The 17,366-nt window shown below is 64.7% G+C and carries 16 protein-coding genes; 6 read left to right on the top strand and 10 right to left on the bottom strand.

Annotated elements, in window-relative coordinates:
• Positions 1-3 precede the first annotated feature (3 nt).
• From TQ29_RS09855 to TQ29_RS09845, 3 genes are read right to left on the bottom strand one after another with little or no spacing between them, the layout of a single operon-like run.
• A complete protein-coding gene (locus TQ29_RS09855) occupies positions 4-1,455 on the bottom strand; it encodes an FGGY family carbohydrate kinase (RefSeq protein ID WP_054539018.1) in 1,452 nt (483 codons plus the stop codon).
• A complete protein-coding gene (locus tag TQ29_RS09850) occupies positions 1,452-2,699 on the bottom strand; it encodes an FAD/NAD(P)-binding oxidoreductase (protein WP_054539017.1) in 1,248 nt (415 codons plus the stop codon). The genes TQ29_RS09855 and TQ29_RS09850 overlap by 4 nt, the downstream gene beginning before the upstream one ends.
• Complete coding sequence (locus tag TQ29_RS09845) at positions 2,689-4,095, bottom strand: NAD(P)/FAD-dependent oxidoreductase (RefSeq protein ID WP_054539016.1); 1,407 nt, start codon at positions 4,093-4,095, stop codon at positions 2,689-2,691. Before TQ29_RS09845 ends, TQ29_RS09850 begins: the two co-directional genes overlap by 11 nt.
• A 179-nt stretch (positions 4,096-4,274) precedes the next feature.
• Here TQ29_RS09845 and TQ29_RS09840 point away from each other — a divergent pair, with 179 nt between their 5' ends.
• From TQ29_RS09840 to TQ29_RS09825, 4 genes are all read left to right on the top strand, one after another.
• Complete coding sequence (locus TQ29_RS09840) at positions 4,275-5,030, top strand: DeoR/GlpR family DNA-binding transcription regulator (RefSeq protein ID WP_054539015.1); 756 nt, start codon at positions 4,275-4,277, stop codon at positions 5,028-5,030.
• A gap of 37 nt (positions 5,031-5,067) precedes the next feature.
• A complete protein-coding gene (locus TQ29_RS09835) occupies positions 5,068-5,580 on the top strand; it encodes a TRAP transporter small permease subunit (RefSeq protein WP_157445564.1) in 513 nt (170 codons plus the stop codon).
• Entirely contained in the window at positions 5,577-6,899 is a 1,323-nt protein-coding gene (locus TQ29_RS09830; RefSeq protein WP_054539013.1) for a TRAP transporter large permease subunit, read from the top strand. Before TQ29_RS09835 ends, TQ29_RS09830 begins: the two co-directional genes overlap by 4 nt.
• A 102-nt stretch (positions 6,900-7,001) precedes the next feature.
• Positions 7,002-8,048 (top strand): TRAP transporter substrate-binding protein, encoded by a 1,047-nt coding sequence (locus TQ29_RS09825; RefSeq protein ID WP_207642734.1) that lies wholly within the window; start codon positions 7,002-7,004, stop codon positions 8,046-8,048.
• 142 nt (positions 8,049-8,190) lie between these two features.
• Here the strand turns inward: TQ29_RS09825 and TQ29_RS09820 are convergent, their stop codons facing one another.
• From TQ29_RS09820 to TQ29_RS20890, 3 genes are read right to left on the bottom strand one after another with little or no spacing between them, the layout of a single operon-like run.
• Positions 8,191-8,670: a VOC family protein gene (locus tag TQ29_RS09820; RefSeq protein ID WP_054539011.1), complete on the bottom strand. Its 480-nt coding sequence runs from the start codon at positions 8,668-8,670 to the stop codon at positions 8,191-8,193.
• Between the two features lie 50 nt (positions 8,671-8,720).
• Complete coding sequence (locus tag TQ29_RS09815; protein WP_054539010.1) at positions 8,721-10,706, bottom strand: FAD-dependent oxidoreductase; 1,986 nt, start codon at positions 10,704-10,706, stop codon at positions 8,721-8,723.
• The gene (locus tag TQ29_RS20890) at positions 10,703-10,861 is read right to left on the bottom strand and encodes a hypothetical protein (RefSeq protein WP_160173122.1); all 159 of its coding nucleotides are present in this window, start codon (positions 10,859-10,861) and stop codon (positions 10,703-10,705) included. Before TQ29_RS20890 ends, TQ29_RS09815 begins: the two co-directional genes overlap by 4 nt.
• A 454-nt stretch (positions 10,862-11,315) precedes the next feature.
• Between TQ29_RS20890 and TQ29_RS09810 the strand changes: the two genes are divergently transcribed.
• Positions 11,316-11,969: a TetR/AcrR family transcriptional regulator gene (locus TQ29_RS09810; protein ID WP_054539009.1), complete on the top strand. Its 654-nt coding sequence runs from the start codon at positions 11,316-11,318 to the stop codon at positions 11,967-11,969.
• Between the two features lie 41 nt (positions 11,970-12,010).
• Here TQ29_RS09810 and TQ29_RS09805 read toward each other — a convergent pair whose 3' ends face one another.
• Together TQ29_RS09805 and TQ29_RS09800 are read right to left on the bottom strand one after the other, a co-directional pair.
• Positions 12,011-12,385, bottom strand: coding sequence for an antibiotic biosynthesis monooxygenase (locus TQ29_RS09805; protein ID WP_054539008.1), 375 nt, complete (start codon positions 12,383-12,385; stop codon positions 12,011-12,013).
• Entirely contained in the window at positions 12,382-12,705 is a 324-nt protein-coding gene (locus TQ29_RS09800) for an NIPSNAP family protein (protein WP_054539007.1), read from the bottom strand. Before TQ29_RS09800 ends, TQ29_RS09805 begins: the two co-directional genes overlap by 4 nt.
• 72 nt (positions 12,706-12,777) lie before the next feature.
• Here TQ29_RS09800 and TQ29_RS09795 point away from each other — a divergent pair, with 72 nt between their 5' ends.
• On the top strand, positions 12,778-13,461 hold the full coding sequence (locus TQ29_RS09795; RefSeq protein WP_054539006.1) for a helix-turn-helix transcriptional regulator: 684 nt from the start codon (positions 12,778-12,780) through the stop codon (positions 13,459-13,461).
• Between the two features lie 17 nt (positions 13,462-13,478).
• On the opposite strand, the gene TQ29_RS09790 is transcribed toward TQ29_RS09795, so the two are convergent.
• Both TQ29_RS09790 and rbbA read right to left on the bottom strand, forming a co-directional pair.
• Positions 13,479-14,591, bottom strand: a complete 1,113-nt coding sequence (locus TQ29_RS09790) for an ABC transporter permease (protein WP_054539005.1) — start codon at positions 14,589-14,591, stop codon at positions 13,479-13,481.
• Positions 14,592-14,601: 10 nt separating this feature from the next.
• The gene (rbbA, locus tag TQ29_RS09785; protein ID WP_157445647.1) at positions 14,602-17,355 is read right to left on the bottom strand and encodes a ribosome-associated ATPase/putative transporter RbbA; all 2,754 of its coding nucleotides are present in this window, start codon (positions 17,353-17,355) and stop codon (positions 14,602-14,604) included.
• Positions 17,356-17,366: the final 11 nt, after the last annotated feature.

The raw sequence follows: 17,366 nt of genomic DNA, 5'->3' as shown, positions 1-17,366 counted from the left end.
GTGTCAGGATGCGTCTTCGCCGGTTCCACCGGCGCCGAAACCCCGCACCATCGCGCAGGCGGCATCGAAGGCATGGCCGAAGCCGGGCGGCTGGGCGCGCGGGGTGATCCTGCGGCCCGTGGCATTTGCCGCGACCGGCTGGCCGGCGGCTTCGGCCGCCAGGGTGGCCGCGCCGACGGCGGTCAGCTCGGGGGCGTCCGAAACGATCAGCTCCCGCCCCAGCGTGTCGGCCAGAAACTGGCAGAAATAGCGATTGGCGGTCATCCCGCCGTCGATCGGGATCGGGGCGCCGACCGGCTGATGGCGCGCGATCGCCGCGACGACCTGAGCGGTGCGAAAGGCCACGCCCTCCAGCACGGCCTGCATCATGTCGCGCGGTCCGGTGTCCAGCGACAGCCCCATCCAGGCGCCCCGCGCGCGGCGATCCCAGTGCGGGCAGGCCAGACCGGCCAGCGCCGGCACAAACACAAGGCCGCGGCCGATGGCGGGCGGGGTGGTGAAATCGTCGATCTCGGCGAAATCGGCGAACAGCCCGAGGCCGCGCGCCCAGTTCACCGCCGCAGACGCGGCATAGACGCCGCCATCCAGCGCATAGACAGGCGCCGCCCCGGCCTTTTGCCAGGCGACGGTGGGCAACGGCCCGTCCTCTGGCCGGTGCAGGGCAGGGCCGGACACGCTGAGGGCGAAGGCGCCCGTGCCGAAGGTGATCTTGGTATCCCCGGCGTCGCGGCAGCCGTGACCATGAAGCGACGCCTGTTGATCCACGATGCTGGCGGTCAGCGGCACCGCGCGCGCGCCGCAGGCGAGCGCCCCCAGCGCGCCGGTTGTCGGGCCGATCGCGGGCAGCGCCTCGGGCGGCACGCCGAACAGCGCGCAAAGCTCGGTGTCCCAGGTGCAGGTGGCCAGATTCATCAGCGCCGTGCGCGAGGCGGTGGCGACGTCGGTTTCGAACCGGCCTGTCAGGCGGTCGCGAAAGAAGGCATCGGTGGTGCCCAGCCGCAGCCGGCCCTGCGCGGCCAGCGTTGCGGCCTGGGGGATCTCGCGCATGATCCAGCCCAGTTTCGAGGCCGAGAAATAGGCGTCGAGCGGCAGGCCCGCACGGTCGCGCACAAGCGGTTCGGCTCCGGCGCGGCGCAGATCTTCGATGTGATCCCTTGTCCGGTCGTCCTGCCAGACGATCACCGGCCCCAGGGCCCGGCCGGTGTGACTGTCCCAGGCCAGGCAGCTTTCGCCCTGATTGGCCAGGCCGACGGCGGCCAGATCGGCGATCCCGTCGGCGGCGTCCAGACAGGCGCGCAGGTTGGCGATCAACTCTTCGGGGTCATGCTCAACCCATCCGGGGCGCGGATAGGATTGCCGGTGCGGCAGGCCTAGCAGCGGGGTGATCCGGCCCGCCGCATCAACCAGCAACGCGCGCGTGCTCGTGGTGCCCTGATCAATGGCCAGTGCCTTCATGCCGGGCCGTCCTCGAATGAGAGTTCCGCCACCCCCTCGGCCCCCGCCGGAAGTGCGTTGAGGGGCAGGGTGATGCGTCGTTCCGGCAGGGCCGACAGCGCCCGCGACAGAACCACCTCGCCGTTCACCCGAAGGATCAGCCGTCCGCGCGCCGGGCGGGTGACACGAAGCTGGAAGTGCCGCAGCGCGGCAGGGGCCGGACAGGCAGAAAGGGTTTGCGGCAAGATGTATTTCAGAACATCACCTTGTAATTCAATCTTCATGTTCTGAGCGAAGTCTGGAACTTCGTCGCCAAGGCTTTCCGCAATCGCCCGCCCGATGATCCGGCCTTCATTCCAGCTCCAGCCGGCCGTCTCCACGGGGCGCAGCAGGTTGCCGGCCGCGAAATAGGCCGGGTCGGAGCAGCGGCCGAACTGATCCACCACGGGCCCGCCGGTGGCCGGGTCCATCGTCAGGTGGCTGTCGCGCACAAGCGCCGCCTCCGGCCGGAAGCCGCCGGTCACGATCACACCGTCACAGGCGAGGCGTCGCCGCGCGCCATCCGCCGTCTGCAGGCTGACGCCGGTCACCCGGTCGCGGCCTTCGATGGCGGTGATTGATGTGTTGCGCAGCAGCGGCACGCCCTGCAGGCGCGGCAGAAGGCCGGCGGGCCTGCGTGCCGTCACGCGCGGCCCGGGCTCGATCATCGCGGCGGGGCGGATGCCCAGATGGCGGCAAGTCAGCAGCGCCGAGAAGGAAACAAGCTCCGTTCCCAGAACCACCGGATTGCGGAACGGGCGCAGCGCCTGCAGATGCACCATCCCCTGAAGCGCCCCGGTAGAGAGCACGCCGCCCGGCTTGGTGCCGCCGATCAGACGCGCGGCGCGCGTGCTTTCGCGCACCCCGGTGCACAGCAGCACCCGGCGGGCGGTGATCTGCCGCAGCCCGCCCGCGCTTGCCACGCTCAGCCCTGACCCCGGATGCAGGGCAGTGACGGTCACGCCGGTTTTGACGAGGGCCCCCGCCGCCTGCGCCCGCGCCAGCAGCCGTGCGGCATAGGCCGGGCCGCGCAGCAGCCGGTGAAATTCGCGCATCCCGAACGGGGAATGCCCGCAGTGGCGCGGGATGCCTCCGGCCTGCGCCTCGCGCTCCAGCACCAGAACCGAGCCGACGCCGCGCGCCTTCAACTCGGCTGCGGCGGCAAGGCCCGCCGGGCCGGCGCCAACGATCACCACATCGGCGAAACCCGGAAGATCACCGGTCATCTTCTGCCTCCGCCATCGGCTGGGTCAGCCGCCCTTTGGTCAGGGCGGCCAGCGCGGCAGAGCAATAAAACCCCTGGCACCGCCCCATCGTGACCCGCGTGCGGCGTTTCAACCCGGCAAGGCTTTGCGCCGCCAGCGGGCCGGACAGGGCCGCCTCGATCTCGCGCCGGGTGACCCGCTCGCAATGGCAGACGATGCCGCCGTTTCCCGGGCATTGCCAGTCGCGCCGGGCATATTCGCTGATGCCCGTCACCTGTGGCCAGACCGGGGCCCCCAGCGGCGTGCGCTGGTGCCCGAACTCGGCACAGAGCCGGTGAACATGCCGCGCCGTGCCGAGGGCGGAGCTGAGCCCGGTCGACCGGATCGCGCCGACGGTGACATAGTTCAGCCCGGCATGGGCGCGGATCTGATAGTCCTTGAATTCCGACGCCGGGCGCAATCCGGCATAGATCGCCGTCACATCCTGCCCGGCCAGCGCCGGCAGTATCTCTTCGCCGCGCGCGCGCAGGGCGGCGAGCGTTTCGGGCACCAGCGCGGCGGTTTCCCGGTCGTCCTGATCCTCGGCCGTGGGGCCGACGATCAGGTTGCCGAACGCGGTGCGGCAGACAACGATCCCCTTGGTGATCTTGCTGGGCACCGGCAGCAGGATATGCGTGGCCAGCGCGGCCGCCGGTTTGTCATAGACGATGAACTGCCCCTTGCGCGGGCGGATGGTGAAATCGCTGTGGCCGATCAGCCGCGCGTCGATCCGGTCACCATAAAGCCCGGCGGCATTGATCACGATCCCGGCGGAAAGCGGGCCGCGGGTGGTTTCAAGCCGCCACATCGCCCCGTCGAAACCGCCCCCCGTCACCTCGCACCCGCGTAGCAGCGTGGCGCCGTTGGCAAGCGCCTGCAGCAGATAGGCATGGGGGGCGGACCACGGGTCGATCAGATATTCCCGGGGCACGCGGAAACCGGCCCGCACACCGGCCCCCAGCCCGGGTTCGAGAGCGCGGGTTTCGGCAGCACTCAGCGGGGCGATATCGGCCACGCCATTGTCCCGCGCCTGTTGGATCAGGGCCGGCAGCAGGGCTTCCTCCTCTTCGGTCCAGGCGACGACGAGTGCGCCGGCGCGGATCAGGGGCAGGCCGAGTTTGTCATGGATTTCAAGGTATTCGGCGTAGCCCTCGGCAATACAGGCGGTCTCGAGCGCGCCGGGCGGCGCGTCGAACCCGGTGTGCAGGATCGCGCTGTTGCCCTTGGATGCCCCATCCAGAATGTCGGGCGCCTTTTCGATCACGGCCACCCGCGCGCCCTCGAGGGTGAAACGCCGCGCGATGGCGCAGCCGATCACACCCGCGCCGATGACCGCGACGTCGAATGATCCTTGCAAGGCGGAAGGGGCGGCTGGCATCGCGCGACGGATCCTGTTGTGGTCGGGCATGGCGTACGCAAACTGCTGTTTTTCTGACAGCACGTGACCGTTCAGTCAATAAATTCAGTGTTGTTGCACAAAATCCGGGCATCTTGCGGCGAAAGATGTTGACACGGTCACGGCGACCAACTTGCCTTCGGGTGCATCGGGGGCCTTGCGTGAAACCAAAACAGCGTCAGAAGCGGATCGTGGAATTTGTCGGCCAGCACGGCCAGACCAGCGTGGAGGCGCTGGCCCGGCAGTTCGATGTGTCGGCCGAGACGATACGGCGCGATCTTGCCCATCTGGCCGAAACCGGCGCCCTGCAAAAGATACATGGCGGCGCCAAGCGCCTGCGGCTGCACACCGAGGGCAGCTTTCAGGAAAGGATGGCCGAGCATTTCGAGGCCAAGCAGGTGATCGCCGGCAAACTGGCTGTGCTCGTCGAACCGGGCGACACGCTTTTCATCGACACCGGCACCACCACGCAGATCTGTGCCGAGGCGCTGGCCGGGGTCGGGGGGCTGACCGTGATCACCAATTCGCTGGGTATCGCGACAACGCTGGGGCGCGCGGGCAATGGCACACGGGTGTTTCTGCTGGGTGGATCGTTCAGCGGCGACAATTCCGAAACCGTGGGCCCGATCGCGCTGGACCAGATCGGGCAGTTCCAGGCCGATCACGCGGTGCTGACGGTGGCGGCGCTCGATCCCGTGGTCGGCGCGATGGATTCGAATTTCGACGAGGCACAGGTTGCCCGAAAGATGATCAACCACGCGCGCAATACGGTGGTTGTTGCGCATCGCGCGAAGTTCGGGCGCAAGGCGGCGTTCCGCGTCTGTCGTCTGGACGAGATCAATGTTCTTGTCTGCGACGAAGCGCCGGACGAGGCCTTCGCCGCCGCGCTCGGCGCGGCGCGATGTGACGTAAGATAGGCCCGGTAAACGGGCGTGGATGCAGGGAAAATGGCGCATGCCGAATGTGATAAGAACCTATGTCCGGCTGATTGACCGCATGTCGGATTATGTCGGCTATGTCGCGATGTATCTGATCTTTCTGATGGTCGCGATCCTGTTGCTGGACGCGGTCATGCGCAACGTGATCCAGATACCGCTGCACTGGGCGATCGAGGCCGCGCAGTTCACGCTGGCCGCCTATTATTTCATGGGCGGCGCGATGACGCTGAAGAACAACGACCATGTGCGGATGGATCTTTTCTACGAACACCTGTCCGAACGCGGCAAGGCGTGGATGGATCTGGCGACGATCGGCTGCCTGCTGTTCTATCTCGTGGTGATGCTCATCGGCTCGATTTCCAGCCTTGAATACGCCATCCAGACGGGCGAGCGCCGGTTCTCGATGTGGAACCCTTCGATGATCCCGATAAAGGTGCTTATCGTGGCCTGTATCGTGCTGATGGTGCTGCAGACGGTCTCGCTCATCTTCAAGCATGTCGCCACCCTGCGGGGGGCGGACCTGTCATGAGCTATGAACTGATCGCGATTCTGATGTTCGCATCGATGATGGTGCTGCTGATGACCGGGCAGCGCGTGTTTGCCGCCATCGGTTTCGTGGCCGCGGGGGCGGCGCTGTTGCTTTACGGCCAGGGCGCGGTCGAGATGCCGTTCAACGCCACGTTCAAGCTGTTCAACTGGTTCCCGATGCTGACGCTGCCCCTGTTCATCTACATGGGCTACATCCTTTCAGAGGCGGGGATCGCCGAAGATCTGTACCGGATGCTGCATGTCTGGTTCGGGCGGGTGCGCGGCGGGCTGGCCATCGGCACGATCTTCCTGATGGTCATCATTTCGGCCATGAACGGGCTTTCGGTGGCGGGCATGGCCATCGGCGCGACCATCGCCCTGCCGGAGATGCTGCGGCGCGGCTATGACAAGGTGCTGATCACCGGCGTGGTGCAGGGGGGATCGTCGCTCGGCATTCTGGTGCCGCCCAGCGTGGTCATGGTGCTTTACGGGATGATCGCGCGGCAACCGGTCAGCCAGCTCTGGCTGGCGGGTGTCATGCCGGGGCTGCTGATGGCGGCGATGTTCGTGATTTATGTGGTGATCCGCTGCCGCATCAACCCCGAGCTTGCGCCGACTGTCTCCGACGAGGATCTGAACATGCCGTTGAGCGACAAGCTGCGGCTGTTGCGGGCGGGGATCATCCCGTTCCTGATCTTCTTCGCCATGACGGGCCTGTTCATCATGGGCATCACCAGCCTTGTCGAAAGTTCGGCCGTGGGGGCGAGCGCGGCGACGCTGGCGGCGGCCATCAAGGGGCGGCTGACCTGGCGGATGATCCACGAAACCGCGCGCAAGACGCTGTCGATCTCGTGCATGTTCCTGTTCCTGATCCTCGCGGCGCTGGCCTTCGGCGCGGTGTTCGACGGTATCGGCGCGGTGCGCGCGATCGAGTCGCTCTTCATCACCCGCTGGGATCTGTCGCCCTGGCAGATCATCATCATGATGCAGATCAGCTTTATCGTGATGGGCATGTTCCTGGATGACACGGCCATGCTGGTGATCGTGGCGCCGCTTTACGTGCCGCTGGTCAAGACGCTTGAATTCGATCTGATCTGGTTCGGCGTTCTCTACACGATGACCTGCCAGATCGCCTATATCACGCCGCCCTTCGGCTATAACCTGTTCCTGATGCGCGCGATGGCCCCCGAAGAGATCGGGCTGCGCGACATCTACCGTTCCATCTGGCCTTTCGTGGCGATGATGGCCCTGACAATCGCCCTTGTGATGATCTTTCCGCAGCTTGCACTTTGGCTGCCCCAAACCGTCCGCGGAGGCTGAGCGGCATAACACCCGGCCCAGGCGGGCCGTATCCCGACCCAACAAAGGAGTAGACAGAAAATGACCAAAGACACCAAGAACCAGTCACCGTCGGAAAAGATCCTGCAAAGCCGCCGCCAGTTCATGCGGCGCGCGGGGCTGGGCGGCGCCGCCGCCGCCGGGGCGACGCTGTCGGCGCCCTTCGTGAATGCCCAGAGCGCGCCGATCAAGTGGCGGTTGCAGACCTATTCTGGGGCGCCGCTGGGCGCGCATGTGATCAAGCCGCAGATCGAGGCGTTCAACGCCGCCGCCAATGGCGAGATGGAGATCGAGCTTTACTACGCCGATCAGCTTGTGCCCACGTCGGAGCTGTTCCGCGCGCTGCAGAACGGCACCATCGACGCGGTGCAATCGGATGATGCCACCATGGCCTCGCCGGTCGATATCTCCGTCTTTGGCGGCTATTTCCCGTTCAACACCCGCTTCAGCCTCGATCTGCCGGCGCTGTTTGCCTATTACGGCCTGAACGAGATCTGGGAAGAGGCCTACGGCGAGGTCGACAACGTCAAATGGCTGTCCGCCGGGGCGTGGGATCCGCTGCACATCTTCACCAAGGACCCGATCCGCAGCCTCGCCGACATGAAGGGCAAGCGCGTGTTCGGCGTGCCGACGGCGGGCAAGTTCCTGTCGCGCTACGGGCTTATCCCGGTGACCGTGCCGTGGGACGATGTCGAGGTCGCGCTGCAGACGGGCGAGCTGGACGGCGTGGCCTGGTGCGGCTTCACCGAAGCCTACGAGGTCGGCTGGGCCGATGTGTGCAACTACGCCCTGACCAACAGCGTGACCGGCGCCTGGTGCGGCTCGTATTTCGCGAACCAGAAAAGCTGGGATGCGGTGCCGGCGCATCTGCAGCAGTTGTTCATGTCGACCATCGACCAGTCGCATTACTACCGGAACGTCTGGTATTGGGGCGGCGAGGCCAAGCTGCGGGTCGAGGGCGAGAAGATGGAGCTGACCTCGATCCCGTCCGAGGAATGGGCGCAGGTCGTGGCCGACTCCAGCGAATTCTGGGATGACATCGCATCGTCCAGCCCGCGTTCGGCCCAGGTTGTGCAGGCGTTCAAGGATTACGCCGCCGTGATGGAAAAAGCGGGCTATCCTTACCGCTGAGCGATCTGGCATCCCCCGGCGCCGCGCAGGCGCCGGGGGATGCCAGTGTCTTCGTTTGCGGGCAACGCCGTTGCCCTGAAGCGGCATCAAGCCAGACGCGTCTGGCTTGCCTCCTTGTCGTTGCCTTCACCGCACCGCGATATCAGCCCGTCATTTTCATGGATGCGGGGGGCTGATAGATTTCGATCCGCGTCCCGTCAGGATCGGTGCAAAAGACCAGCTCCGTCGATTCGCCGTTGGGGAGCGGAATTGTCGTGCGGGTTTCGTGCAGGATATGGGCGCCGCACGCCTCCAGATGCACGGCTGCGGCGTCGACGTCCTCGACCGTGAAAGACAGATGGGTCAGCCCCGTCCGGGTCATCGGGTTCAGCCCGCCGGCAGGCACGGGGCTGGGCGTTTCGAATTTGATCAGCTCGACGACGAAATGGTCAAGCACCATCATTTGCGTGAGCATATCGATATCGCTGTCCAGGCCCAGCAGCTGCTGGCATTCGTTACCCACGTTGAACGCGGCGGCCTCCTTGAAGCCAAGCCCGTTCATATAGAACGCCTTGGCGCGATCCATATCGGCGACGCAGACGCCAGAATGGGAATAATTGAGATTAAAGGGTCGGTTAGACATGGTTCTCTCCCTGCCCGATTGTATTTCGTTTCCTCATGATGTGGGCCGCATCACAGGCTCAGAGCGATGTTGAAACCGTCATGGATGGCGGCATGAAGATAGCGGGGGCTTGCGCAATCCCCGAGCAGCTCGACACGGCCGCCAAAGCCGGCGGCCGTCAGCTCGTCATAGATATCGTCATTCGGGATGTTGTAGCCGATACAGGCGATGTGATCGGCGGTCAGCTCGATCGGCTGCTTCTCGACGAAAGAGCCGATGACAACGTCGCCGCGCTGATTGACATCGGCGAGATAGCTGTGGGTGTGCAGAGCAAACCGGCCCGTGGCGTTAAGCCGGCGCAGCGCCGGACGTGCCCGCCAGGCTGTGGCCATTTGCGGCGCGAGATCGCCAAATCGCGTGACGAAGGTCACATGCGCGCCCTTGTCCAGCAGGAATTCGGCGACCCCGACCGCCTCGAAATGGCCGGTGTCATCCTCGACGATCACCATCTGCCCCGGTTCGACCGTGACATTGCCCGAGAGCAGTTCGGCAGTGTCCAGAAGCCGCGCCCCGAGGTTGGGCTGCTTTACGGCCGGCGCGCCCAGTTGCCAGCCATCGTCGCGCGGGGTCGCGCCCGTCGCCAGCAACACGACATCGGGCCCGGAGGCGAGGATGTCGTCGGTTTCGACATAGCTCGAGGTGCGCACATCCACGCCAAGCGCATAGACCTGTGCTTCCAGCCAGTGGATGATGTCGGCCAGCCCTGCGAGATAGGGCACCGGCCGCACGAGTTTGAGCGTGCCGCCCAACGCGGGCATCGCTTCGTGCAGTTCAACCTTGTGGCCTGCCAGCGCGGCAACCCGCGCGGCCTCCATGCCGGCCGGGCCACCGCCGATCACCAGCACCTTCCTGGGTGCGCCGGTTTTCGGCACGCCGCCCATGAACGCCCCTTCGCGCCCGACCTGCACGTTCACGGTGCATTGCAGCGGCATGCCCATGAAGATGTTCGAAATGCAAAGCTGGTTGCAGCCGATACAGGGCCGCACGGCATCGGGCCCTTCCTCCATCGTTTTCTTCACGAGGTGGGGATCGGCGATCGTGGCGCGGGTCATGCCCACCATATCGGCCTCTCCCTCGGCGATCACCTGCTCGGCCTCATCGAGCGAGCGGAAGCGGCCCGACATGAAGGTGATAAGCCCCGTGGCCTCGCGCACGCCCCGGTTCAGTTCCAGCTCGACACCCGCGGGGTTGTTGAGCGCCGGCACGATGCTTTCAGGGCTGTGATATCCGCCAACCGACATGTTGAGGAAATCCAGAAGCCCGTCGGCTTTCAGCATGTTCATGGCTTCGATGATTTCGGGCGTGGTCAGCCCGCCGTCCAGAACTTCCGGCCCGACCCGCATGCCCATGACGAAATCGTCCGACACCGCCTTGCGGCATTCTTCCAATACCTCACGGGCAAAGCGCACGCGGTTTTCCAGGCTGCCGCCATATTCATCGGTGCGCTGGTTGCTCCAGGGCGACAGGAACTGCATCGCCAGATATCCGTGCGAACCGGCAAGCTCGGCACCATGCAGCCCGCCTTCGTCGCAGCGCCGCGCACCTTCGGCAAAGGCATTGACGATGAAACGGATGTCCTCGCGGGTGAAGGCGCGGGTGGGCACGCCGGTGAACATGCCGGGCAGGGCCGAGGGCCCCTTTTGCACGACCTGCCAGCCCGAATAGATGCCGCCCCCATGCCAGAGCTGCTGAAACACCCGCATGCCCGTGGGCTCGATGGCCTCCATCAGCTTCCGGTAGCCGGGGATCACATCATCAGTCCAGCTGTGGATGTTGCGCGCATAGTTGCGAGACGCTTCATCGACCCAGGAGCCTTCGAGAATGGTCAGCCCCACACCGCCCTCGGCGCGTGCGAGATGATAGTTGATCAGCTCGTCCGAGATCGTCCCGTCGGCAAAGGCCGTGGCGTGGGCGGTGCGCACCACGCGATTCTTGATCGTGAGGTTTCGGATGGTCAGTGGTGACATCACCCGTTTGAAGGATGTTGCAATGTTCATTCTTTTGTCTCCGATGGTTTTGAGGCGCGCTGCTGGTCGGTGATCATGGCGAGCGCCAGCCTGGCCGTGCGGTCGCCGAAGGCGTTTACCGGCTTGACGGAAAGCAAAAGAGAGCTTGCGGGCCATCCATGCGCCCACTTTGCGTTCTTTGACATCGCATCATTCCTCCCGGTCGTTCTGTCGTCTTGTGTGGCGTATTAATACGCTCGTATTAAAGGTGTGCCGGGAGTGGGCTGAATTTGTCAAGAAGAAGTTGGCCGGTCCGCGCGAACGGGCATTTCGCCGGCGCCCGCAAGGTTCGGCTGTCCGGCGCGGCCCTGGTGACTGCCGTCACCGGCGCGCCGGGCAGGTCCGGCGCCGGGGCGTGTCCGAACGGCGTTGCGCCCTGAAGACCGAATACACACAGGGCGGGGCTGTTTTTCTTCCATAAGCGGCAATGTCTTGACTGTGTTTTTTGATCTTGCGCATAAACGTGATGCCGCGCGGCCCGTCTCATGATGTGAGCGTGCCAACACCCATTTGACGGAGACCATTGGCATCCGCACCGACGAGAGGCTTTCAGGTATGGCCCCCAAGAACCAATCGCGAAAATCCCCCTCCGACGGAGCGATGAAGCTGATTCTCGCTGCCGAGAAGCTGTTCGGGGAACACGGGATCGAGGGGGTCTCGCTTCGTCAGATCATCAACGCGGCCGGCCTGGTGAACAGCTATTCGATCCACCATCACTTCGGTTCGAAAGAAGGGCTGGTCCAGGCGGTTTTCGACAACCGTGTGCCGGCTTTCGAAGAGGCTTGCCGCGCCCGGCTCGACGCCGAAAAGGCGGGGCAGGGGGAGCTGACGCTTCGGGGCCTGCTGGCCGCGCGTTTCATGCCGCTGGTCGAATGCTTCGACGAACAGACACGTCAATCCTATTCGCGGTTTCTGCTGCGGCTGCTCTACCGAAGCGAGGCGGTGCATCCCTATCTGCGGTCCGAAGTTCCGCAACCGGCGATCAACGAGGTCTACAACCGTCTGCGCAATCATTTCGCGGATTTGCCGAACGCAGTCTTTATCAGCCGGTTCCGCTTCGCCTCCGACATGTTCTTCGGAGCGATCGTGGAACAGCGCCGGCTGAAGCGGCAGGCTCCGGAGCTCTATCAAAGCGACGCGGCTTATTGGAACGAGATCCTGGAGATCATCGAACACGTCTTTCACGTGCCTTACCGGGGCCGCCCCGCCGCGCCGTTGACCGGTGCTGATAGAGGCACCGATCCTTTGGGGTGAAGCCCAGGCAAGGCAGAGATGGGCATCGCCTGGGCGCCGCGTCAGCCGCCGCCGGCCCTGATCCCGCCGCCGTCATCGTGATGCCCAAGCGAATCCGCGGGCGCTTCGGCGCGGTCGTTCATGCCGTAATCGCGGATCACATGCGCCACCCGGAGGCGATAGTCGGCAAACACGCCACCGCGCCCATCCGCCTGGGCGGCCCTGTGCTTGATCGTGTTGCGCCACCGCGAAACCGCATCCTCATCGGCGAAGAACGACAGCGAAAGAAGTTTGCGCGGGTCGGACAGGCTCTGGAACCGCTCGACCGAAATGAACCCCTCGATCTGTTCCAGCACCGGGCGCAGCCCCGCCGCGAGGTCGAGGTAGCGGTCGCCCTGGCCATCCTGCGGTTCGACTTCGAATATGACGGCGATCATTCCCGGCCTCCATGCGGCGCCGAGGCCAGTTTCAGAAAGGTGCGGTCTTCGCGCAGCAGGAATTTTTCGGCCTGCGCGAATTCATAATTCTCGCGCCCCAGCGGATCGGCCGCCAGCCGGGCGCGATAGGCTTCGTATTCGGCAAGGCTTTGGACATTGTAAATGCCGTAGGCGAGCGTGCTGGAGCCTTCGTGGGGCGCGAAGTAGCCCACAAGATCGGCGCCGCAACGCGGGATCGCCTGGCCCCAGTTGCGTGCGTATTGAACGAACTGGTCTTTTTTCGTCGGGTCGATTTCATAGCGGATCACGCAGGTCAGCATGGCAGGTCCTTTCTGTTGATGCGAATGTTCTAGCCGATTGCGCGGGGGTAATGCTTCGGTTAGCGTCGAACCATGAGAGAAGGCCCCGATATCTCCCGTATCTCCAGCCTGATCGGTGATCCGGCCCGCGCGAGCATGCTGACCGCCCTGATGGCGGGCAAGGCGCTGACGGCGAGCGAGCTTGCCCGTGAGGCGGGGGTGACGGTGCAGACCGCCAGCTCGCATCTGGGCAAGCTGGAACGCGGCGGGCTGTTGCGCCTTCGCAAGCAGGGGCGGCACAAGTATTTTTCACTGGCGGGCGACGACGTCGCGCATGTGCTCGAGGCGCTGATGGGGCTGGCGGCGGATGCGGGGCATCTTCGCACGCGCCCGGGGCCGAAGAATGCGGCCTTGCGCGAGGCACGGGTCTGTTACAACCATCTCGCCGGAGACATGGGCACGCGCCTGTTCGACAGCATGATGGCGCGGCAATTCCTGTCGCAGCCAGGGGATGACCTGACGCTGAGCCCGGGCGGCGTACGCTTTGTGCGGGAGTTCGGGATTGATCTGGACGCTCTGGCGGCAAACCGGGCGCCGCTGTGCCGCGAGTGCCTTGACTGGAGCGAGCGACGTTCGCACCTTGCCGGAAGCCTCGGGCGGGCGTTGTTGCATCGGATCGAAGAACTGGGCTGGGCCCGGCGCGATCGCGAAACCCGCGCCGTGCTTTTCACCCCCCGTGGCAGGAACGGCTTTGAAGAGTTGATTGCCGCACCCTGAGGCGCGCGGCGCCGGGGCTATCGCAGGAAACGCCGGAACCGCGCCAGAGACAGAAAGAACAGCACCGCCCCGATGGCGGCAAGCGCCAGCAACTGCGGCCAGACGACCGACAGCCCGGCGCCGCGGAGCAGGATCGCCTGCGACAGGATCACGAAATGCGTGTTGGGCGCGAGGAGCATGAGGTTCTGGATGACGTCCGGCATGCTCTCGCGCGGGGTCAGCCCGCCGGAAAGCACCTGCAGCGGCAGCAGCACCAGCATCAGCAAAAGCCCGAACTGCGGCATCGTCCCCCCCAGCGTGGCAAGAAAGATCCCCAGGGAGTTGGTGGCGATAAGCATCAGCACGGTGCCCAGCAGGAACAGCAGCACCGAGCCCTGGATGGGCACGTCCAGCACGCCCTGCACCACCACAACGATTGCGAACACAGAGGCCACCAGCACCACCAGCCCCATGGCCCAGATCTTGGACACCATGATCTCGATCGTGGTGACCGGCATGACCAGCAGATGTTCGACCGTTCCGTGTTCCTTCTCGCGGATCAGCGCGGCACCCGTCAGAATGATCGACAGCATGGTGATCGAGGTGATCACATTATCGATCGCGCCGAACCAGCCCCCGTCCATTTCCGGATTGTAGCGCGCGCGCAGGGTCAGATCGACGGGCAGGTCCGGAGCGGCCCGGTAGCTGTTGGCGAATTCCGACACCTCGCTGGTCACGATCTGCTGGATATAGCCGTTGCCGGTGAAGGCCTGGCTCATCCGGGTCGCGTCGATGTTGAGCTGGATCGCCGGTACCTCGCCCGCCAGCAGGTCGCGCTGGAAATTCGGCGGGATATCGAGCGCGAATGTATTCTGCCCCTCGTCCATCAGTATATCCATCTGGGTGGTGTTGATCATGTCGGGCGGCATGAAATACGGGGGTGTGAACGCCGAAACGATCCGTGACGACAGCGGCGAGCGGTCTTCGTCCACGATCGCGATGGTGGCCTTGCTGAGCGTTTCGGGCATTGCGCTGGACGCGGTGTAGATCGACAGCGAGAAGGCATAGACGATCAGCGCGACCATGACCGGATCGCGCAGCAGGCTCCGCAATTCCTTGATGCCCAGTTGCAGGATGTTTTGCAGATTCATCGCCCCCGCCTCACTTCGCCTGTTTCTTCAGAAGAGCCGTGCCCAGGCCCAGGATGACGGGAACCGCGATCAGAAGGGGCACGAACTGCCCCGAGAGGTTCTGGAAGTCGAGCGCCTTGGAGAAGGTTCCGCGCGATATCAGAATGAAGTAGGTCGTCGGGTAGATCTCGCCGATCAGGCGCCCGATGCCCTGAAGCGAGGATACCGGGTCGATCAGCCCGGAATATTGCGCCCCCGGGATGAGCGTGATCAGGGCGGTGGCGAGGATCGCCGCGATCTGGCTGGAGATCATGGTCGAGATCAGCAGGCCCATGGCCGTCGTCGCCATCACGTAGATCAGCGCCGCCAGGCTGAGGGTGAGCAGGCTGCCGGTAACCGGTACCTGAAAGATGAACACCGCAAACGCGACCAGGGTGACGAAATTGAGCATCGCCAGCACCACATAGGGAAGTTGTTTGCCGAGCAGGAACTCTAGCCGGGTGACGGGCGTCACATAGAGATTGACGATCGAGCCCAGTTCTTTTTCCCGCACGACGCTGAGCGCCGTCAGCATCGCCGGGATGATCAGCAGCAGCAGCGGCACCACCGCGGGAACGATGGCCATGATGCTTTTGACATCGGGATTGTAGCGATACCGGGTCATCAGTTCGAAATCGCCGGTCGTGGCGGCATCGCCATAGATCTCGCGCGCCTTGGCGGTGAGCCAGGCCGCGTGCATCCCCTGCACATAGCCGCGCACCGTCTCGGCCCGGTTGGGGTTCGCGCCGTCGATCCAGGCGCCAACCTCGACCGGACGCCCCCGCGCCACCGAACGCGCGAAGCCGGGCGGAATTTCCAGGGCAAGGCTCAGGTTGCCCGCGCGCATCCGTTCGTCGAGGTTTTCATAGCTGGTCAGGGGCTCCTGCTCGGTGAAATACCGCGAGCCGGAGATATCGAGTATGTAATCGCGGCTGGTCGTGGTCTGGTCGCGATCGAGTACGGCAAAGGACAGATCCTCGACATCCATGCTGATGCCATAGCCGATCACGAACATCAGGATCACGCTGCCCAAAAGCGCCAGCGTGGCGCGGATCGGGTCGCGACGAAGCTGTAGCGCCTCGAGTCGCGTGTAGCTCATCATCCGGCCCAGCCCGAAAAAGCGGTTCTGCCGCGCCGGCTTGTGCGGCGTCGCGTCGGGCGCCGTCATCTCGGGCGCATCCTGCGCGGCGGCGCCATTTTCCTCGATCGCGTCGGCGAGATAGGCAATGAAGGCTTCTTCGAGGTTGGCGGCCCCCTTGCTTTCGGTGATTGCCTGGGCGGTGTCCGAAACCATCACCTTGCCGGCATGCATCAGCGATATCCGGTCACAAAGCTCGGCCTCGTTCATGAAATGGGTGGAGACGAAGATCGTCACCCCGTCATTGCGCGACAGGTCCGACAGGATCTGCCAGAAACCGTCGCGCGCCACCGGATCGACGCCCGAGGTCGGTTCGTCGAGGATCAGGATTTCCGGCGAATGGATCATCGCCACCGCCAGCGACAGCCGCTGCCGCATGCCCAGCGGCAGGGCATCGGGCAATATGTCCATCACCTCGTCGAGGTGGAAATAATCCTCCATTTCCTGAATCCGCGTCGGGATCTTTTCCGCCTCCATCCCGAACAACCGCGCGTGCAGATCGAGGTTTTGCCGCACCGTCAGCTGGGTATAGAGCGAAAAGCCCTGGCTCATGAAACCGACGCGGCGGCGCACATCCAGATTTCTCGGATCGACCTCGTGACCGAACAGGTTGGCCACGCCTTCGCTGGGTTCCAGCAGGCCGGTCAGCATTTTCATGGTCGTGGTCTTGCCGCAGCCGTTGGAACCGAGAAAGCCGAAGATTTCGCCCTTGGGGATACGGAAGCTGACATCGTCGACGGCGGTGAAATCGCCAAAGCGCATGGTCAGGTGTTCGGCCTCGATCGCGCTTTCCTCGTTCGCGCCGGCCTCGCGCGGCGGTATGACCACGCGCCTGTGGCCGGCGCGGTCTTCCTCCGGCAGCAATGCGATGAACGCGTCATCCAGCGTTTGGGTCCCGGTTTTCTCCAGAAGCCTGGCAGGGGTGCCGGTGGCCAGAACCTCGCCCGCGTTCATCGCCACCAGCCAGTCGAACCGCGCCGCCTCTTCCATATAGGCGGTGGCGACGATCACGCTCATTTGCGGGCGGCCCTTGCGGATATCGTCGATCAGATCCCAGAACTGGCGGCGGGACAGGGGATCGACGCCCGTCGTCGGTTCGTCGAGGATCAGGAAGTCGGGGTCGTGGATCAGCGCGCAGCACAGGCCCAGCTTCTGCTTCATCCCGCCCGAGAGCTTGCCCGCAGGGCGATCCGCGAACGGGCCCATCCCGGTGCTTTCCAGCAATTCGGTGATCCTGCGTTCCCGCTCGGCCTTGCCGTGGCCGAAGAGCCGCCCGAAGAAATCGACATTCTCGAACACCGAGAGCGTGGGATAGAGGTTCTTGCCCAGCCCCTGCGGCATATACGCGATCCGGGGGCAGATCGTGGTGCGATGGCGGCGGCTGCGCATGTCGCCGCCCAGCACCATCACCTCGCCGTTCTGAATGATCCGCGCCCCCGCGAGAATCGCCAGCAGGCTGGATTTGCCGACGCCGTCCGGCCCGATCAGCCCCACCATGCGCCCGGCCGGGATATCCAGCGTGACGTTGTTCAGGGCCTCGGTCGTGCCGTAGCGCAGACCGAGCGCGGATACATGGGCGACGGGGCCCGGCTCAACCGTATCCGCCATCTCAACAGCTT

The sequence above is a fragment of the Actibacterium sp. EMB200-NS6 genome (genome assembly GCF_001305615.1).
Classification (GTDB): Bacteria; Pseudomonadota; Alphaproteobacteria; order Rhodobacterales; family Rhodobacteraceae; genus Actibacterium_A; species Actibacterium_A naphthalenivorans.
This window is presented reverse-complemented; position numbering and strand designations above follow the sequence as displayed.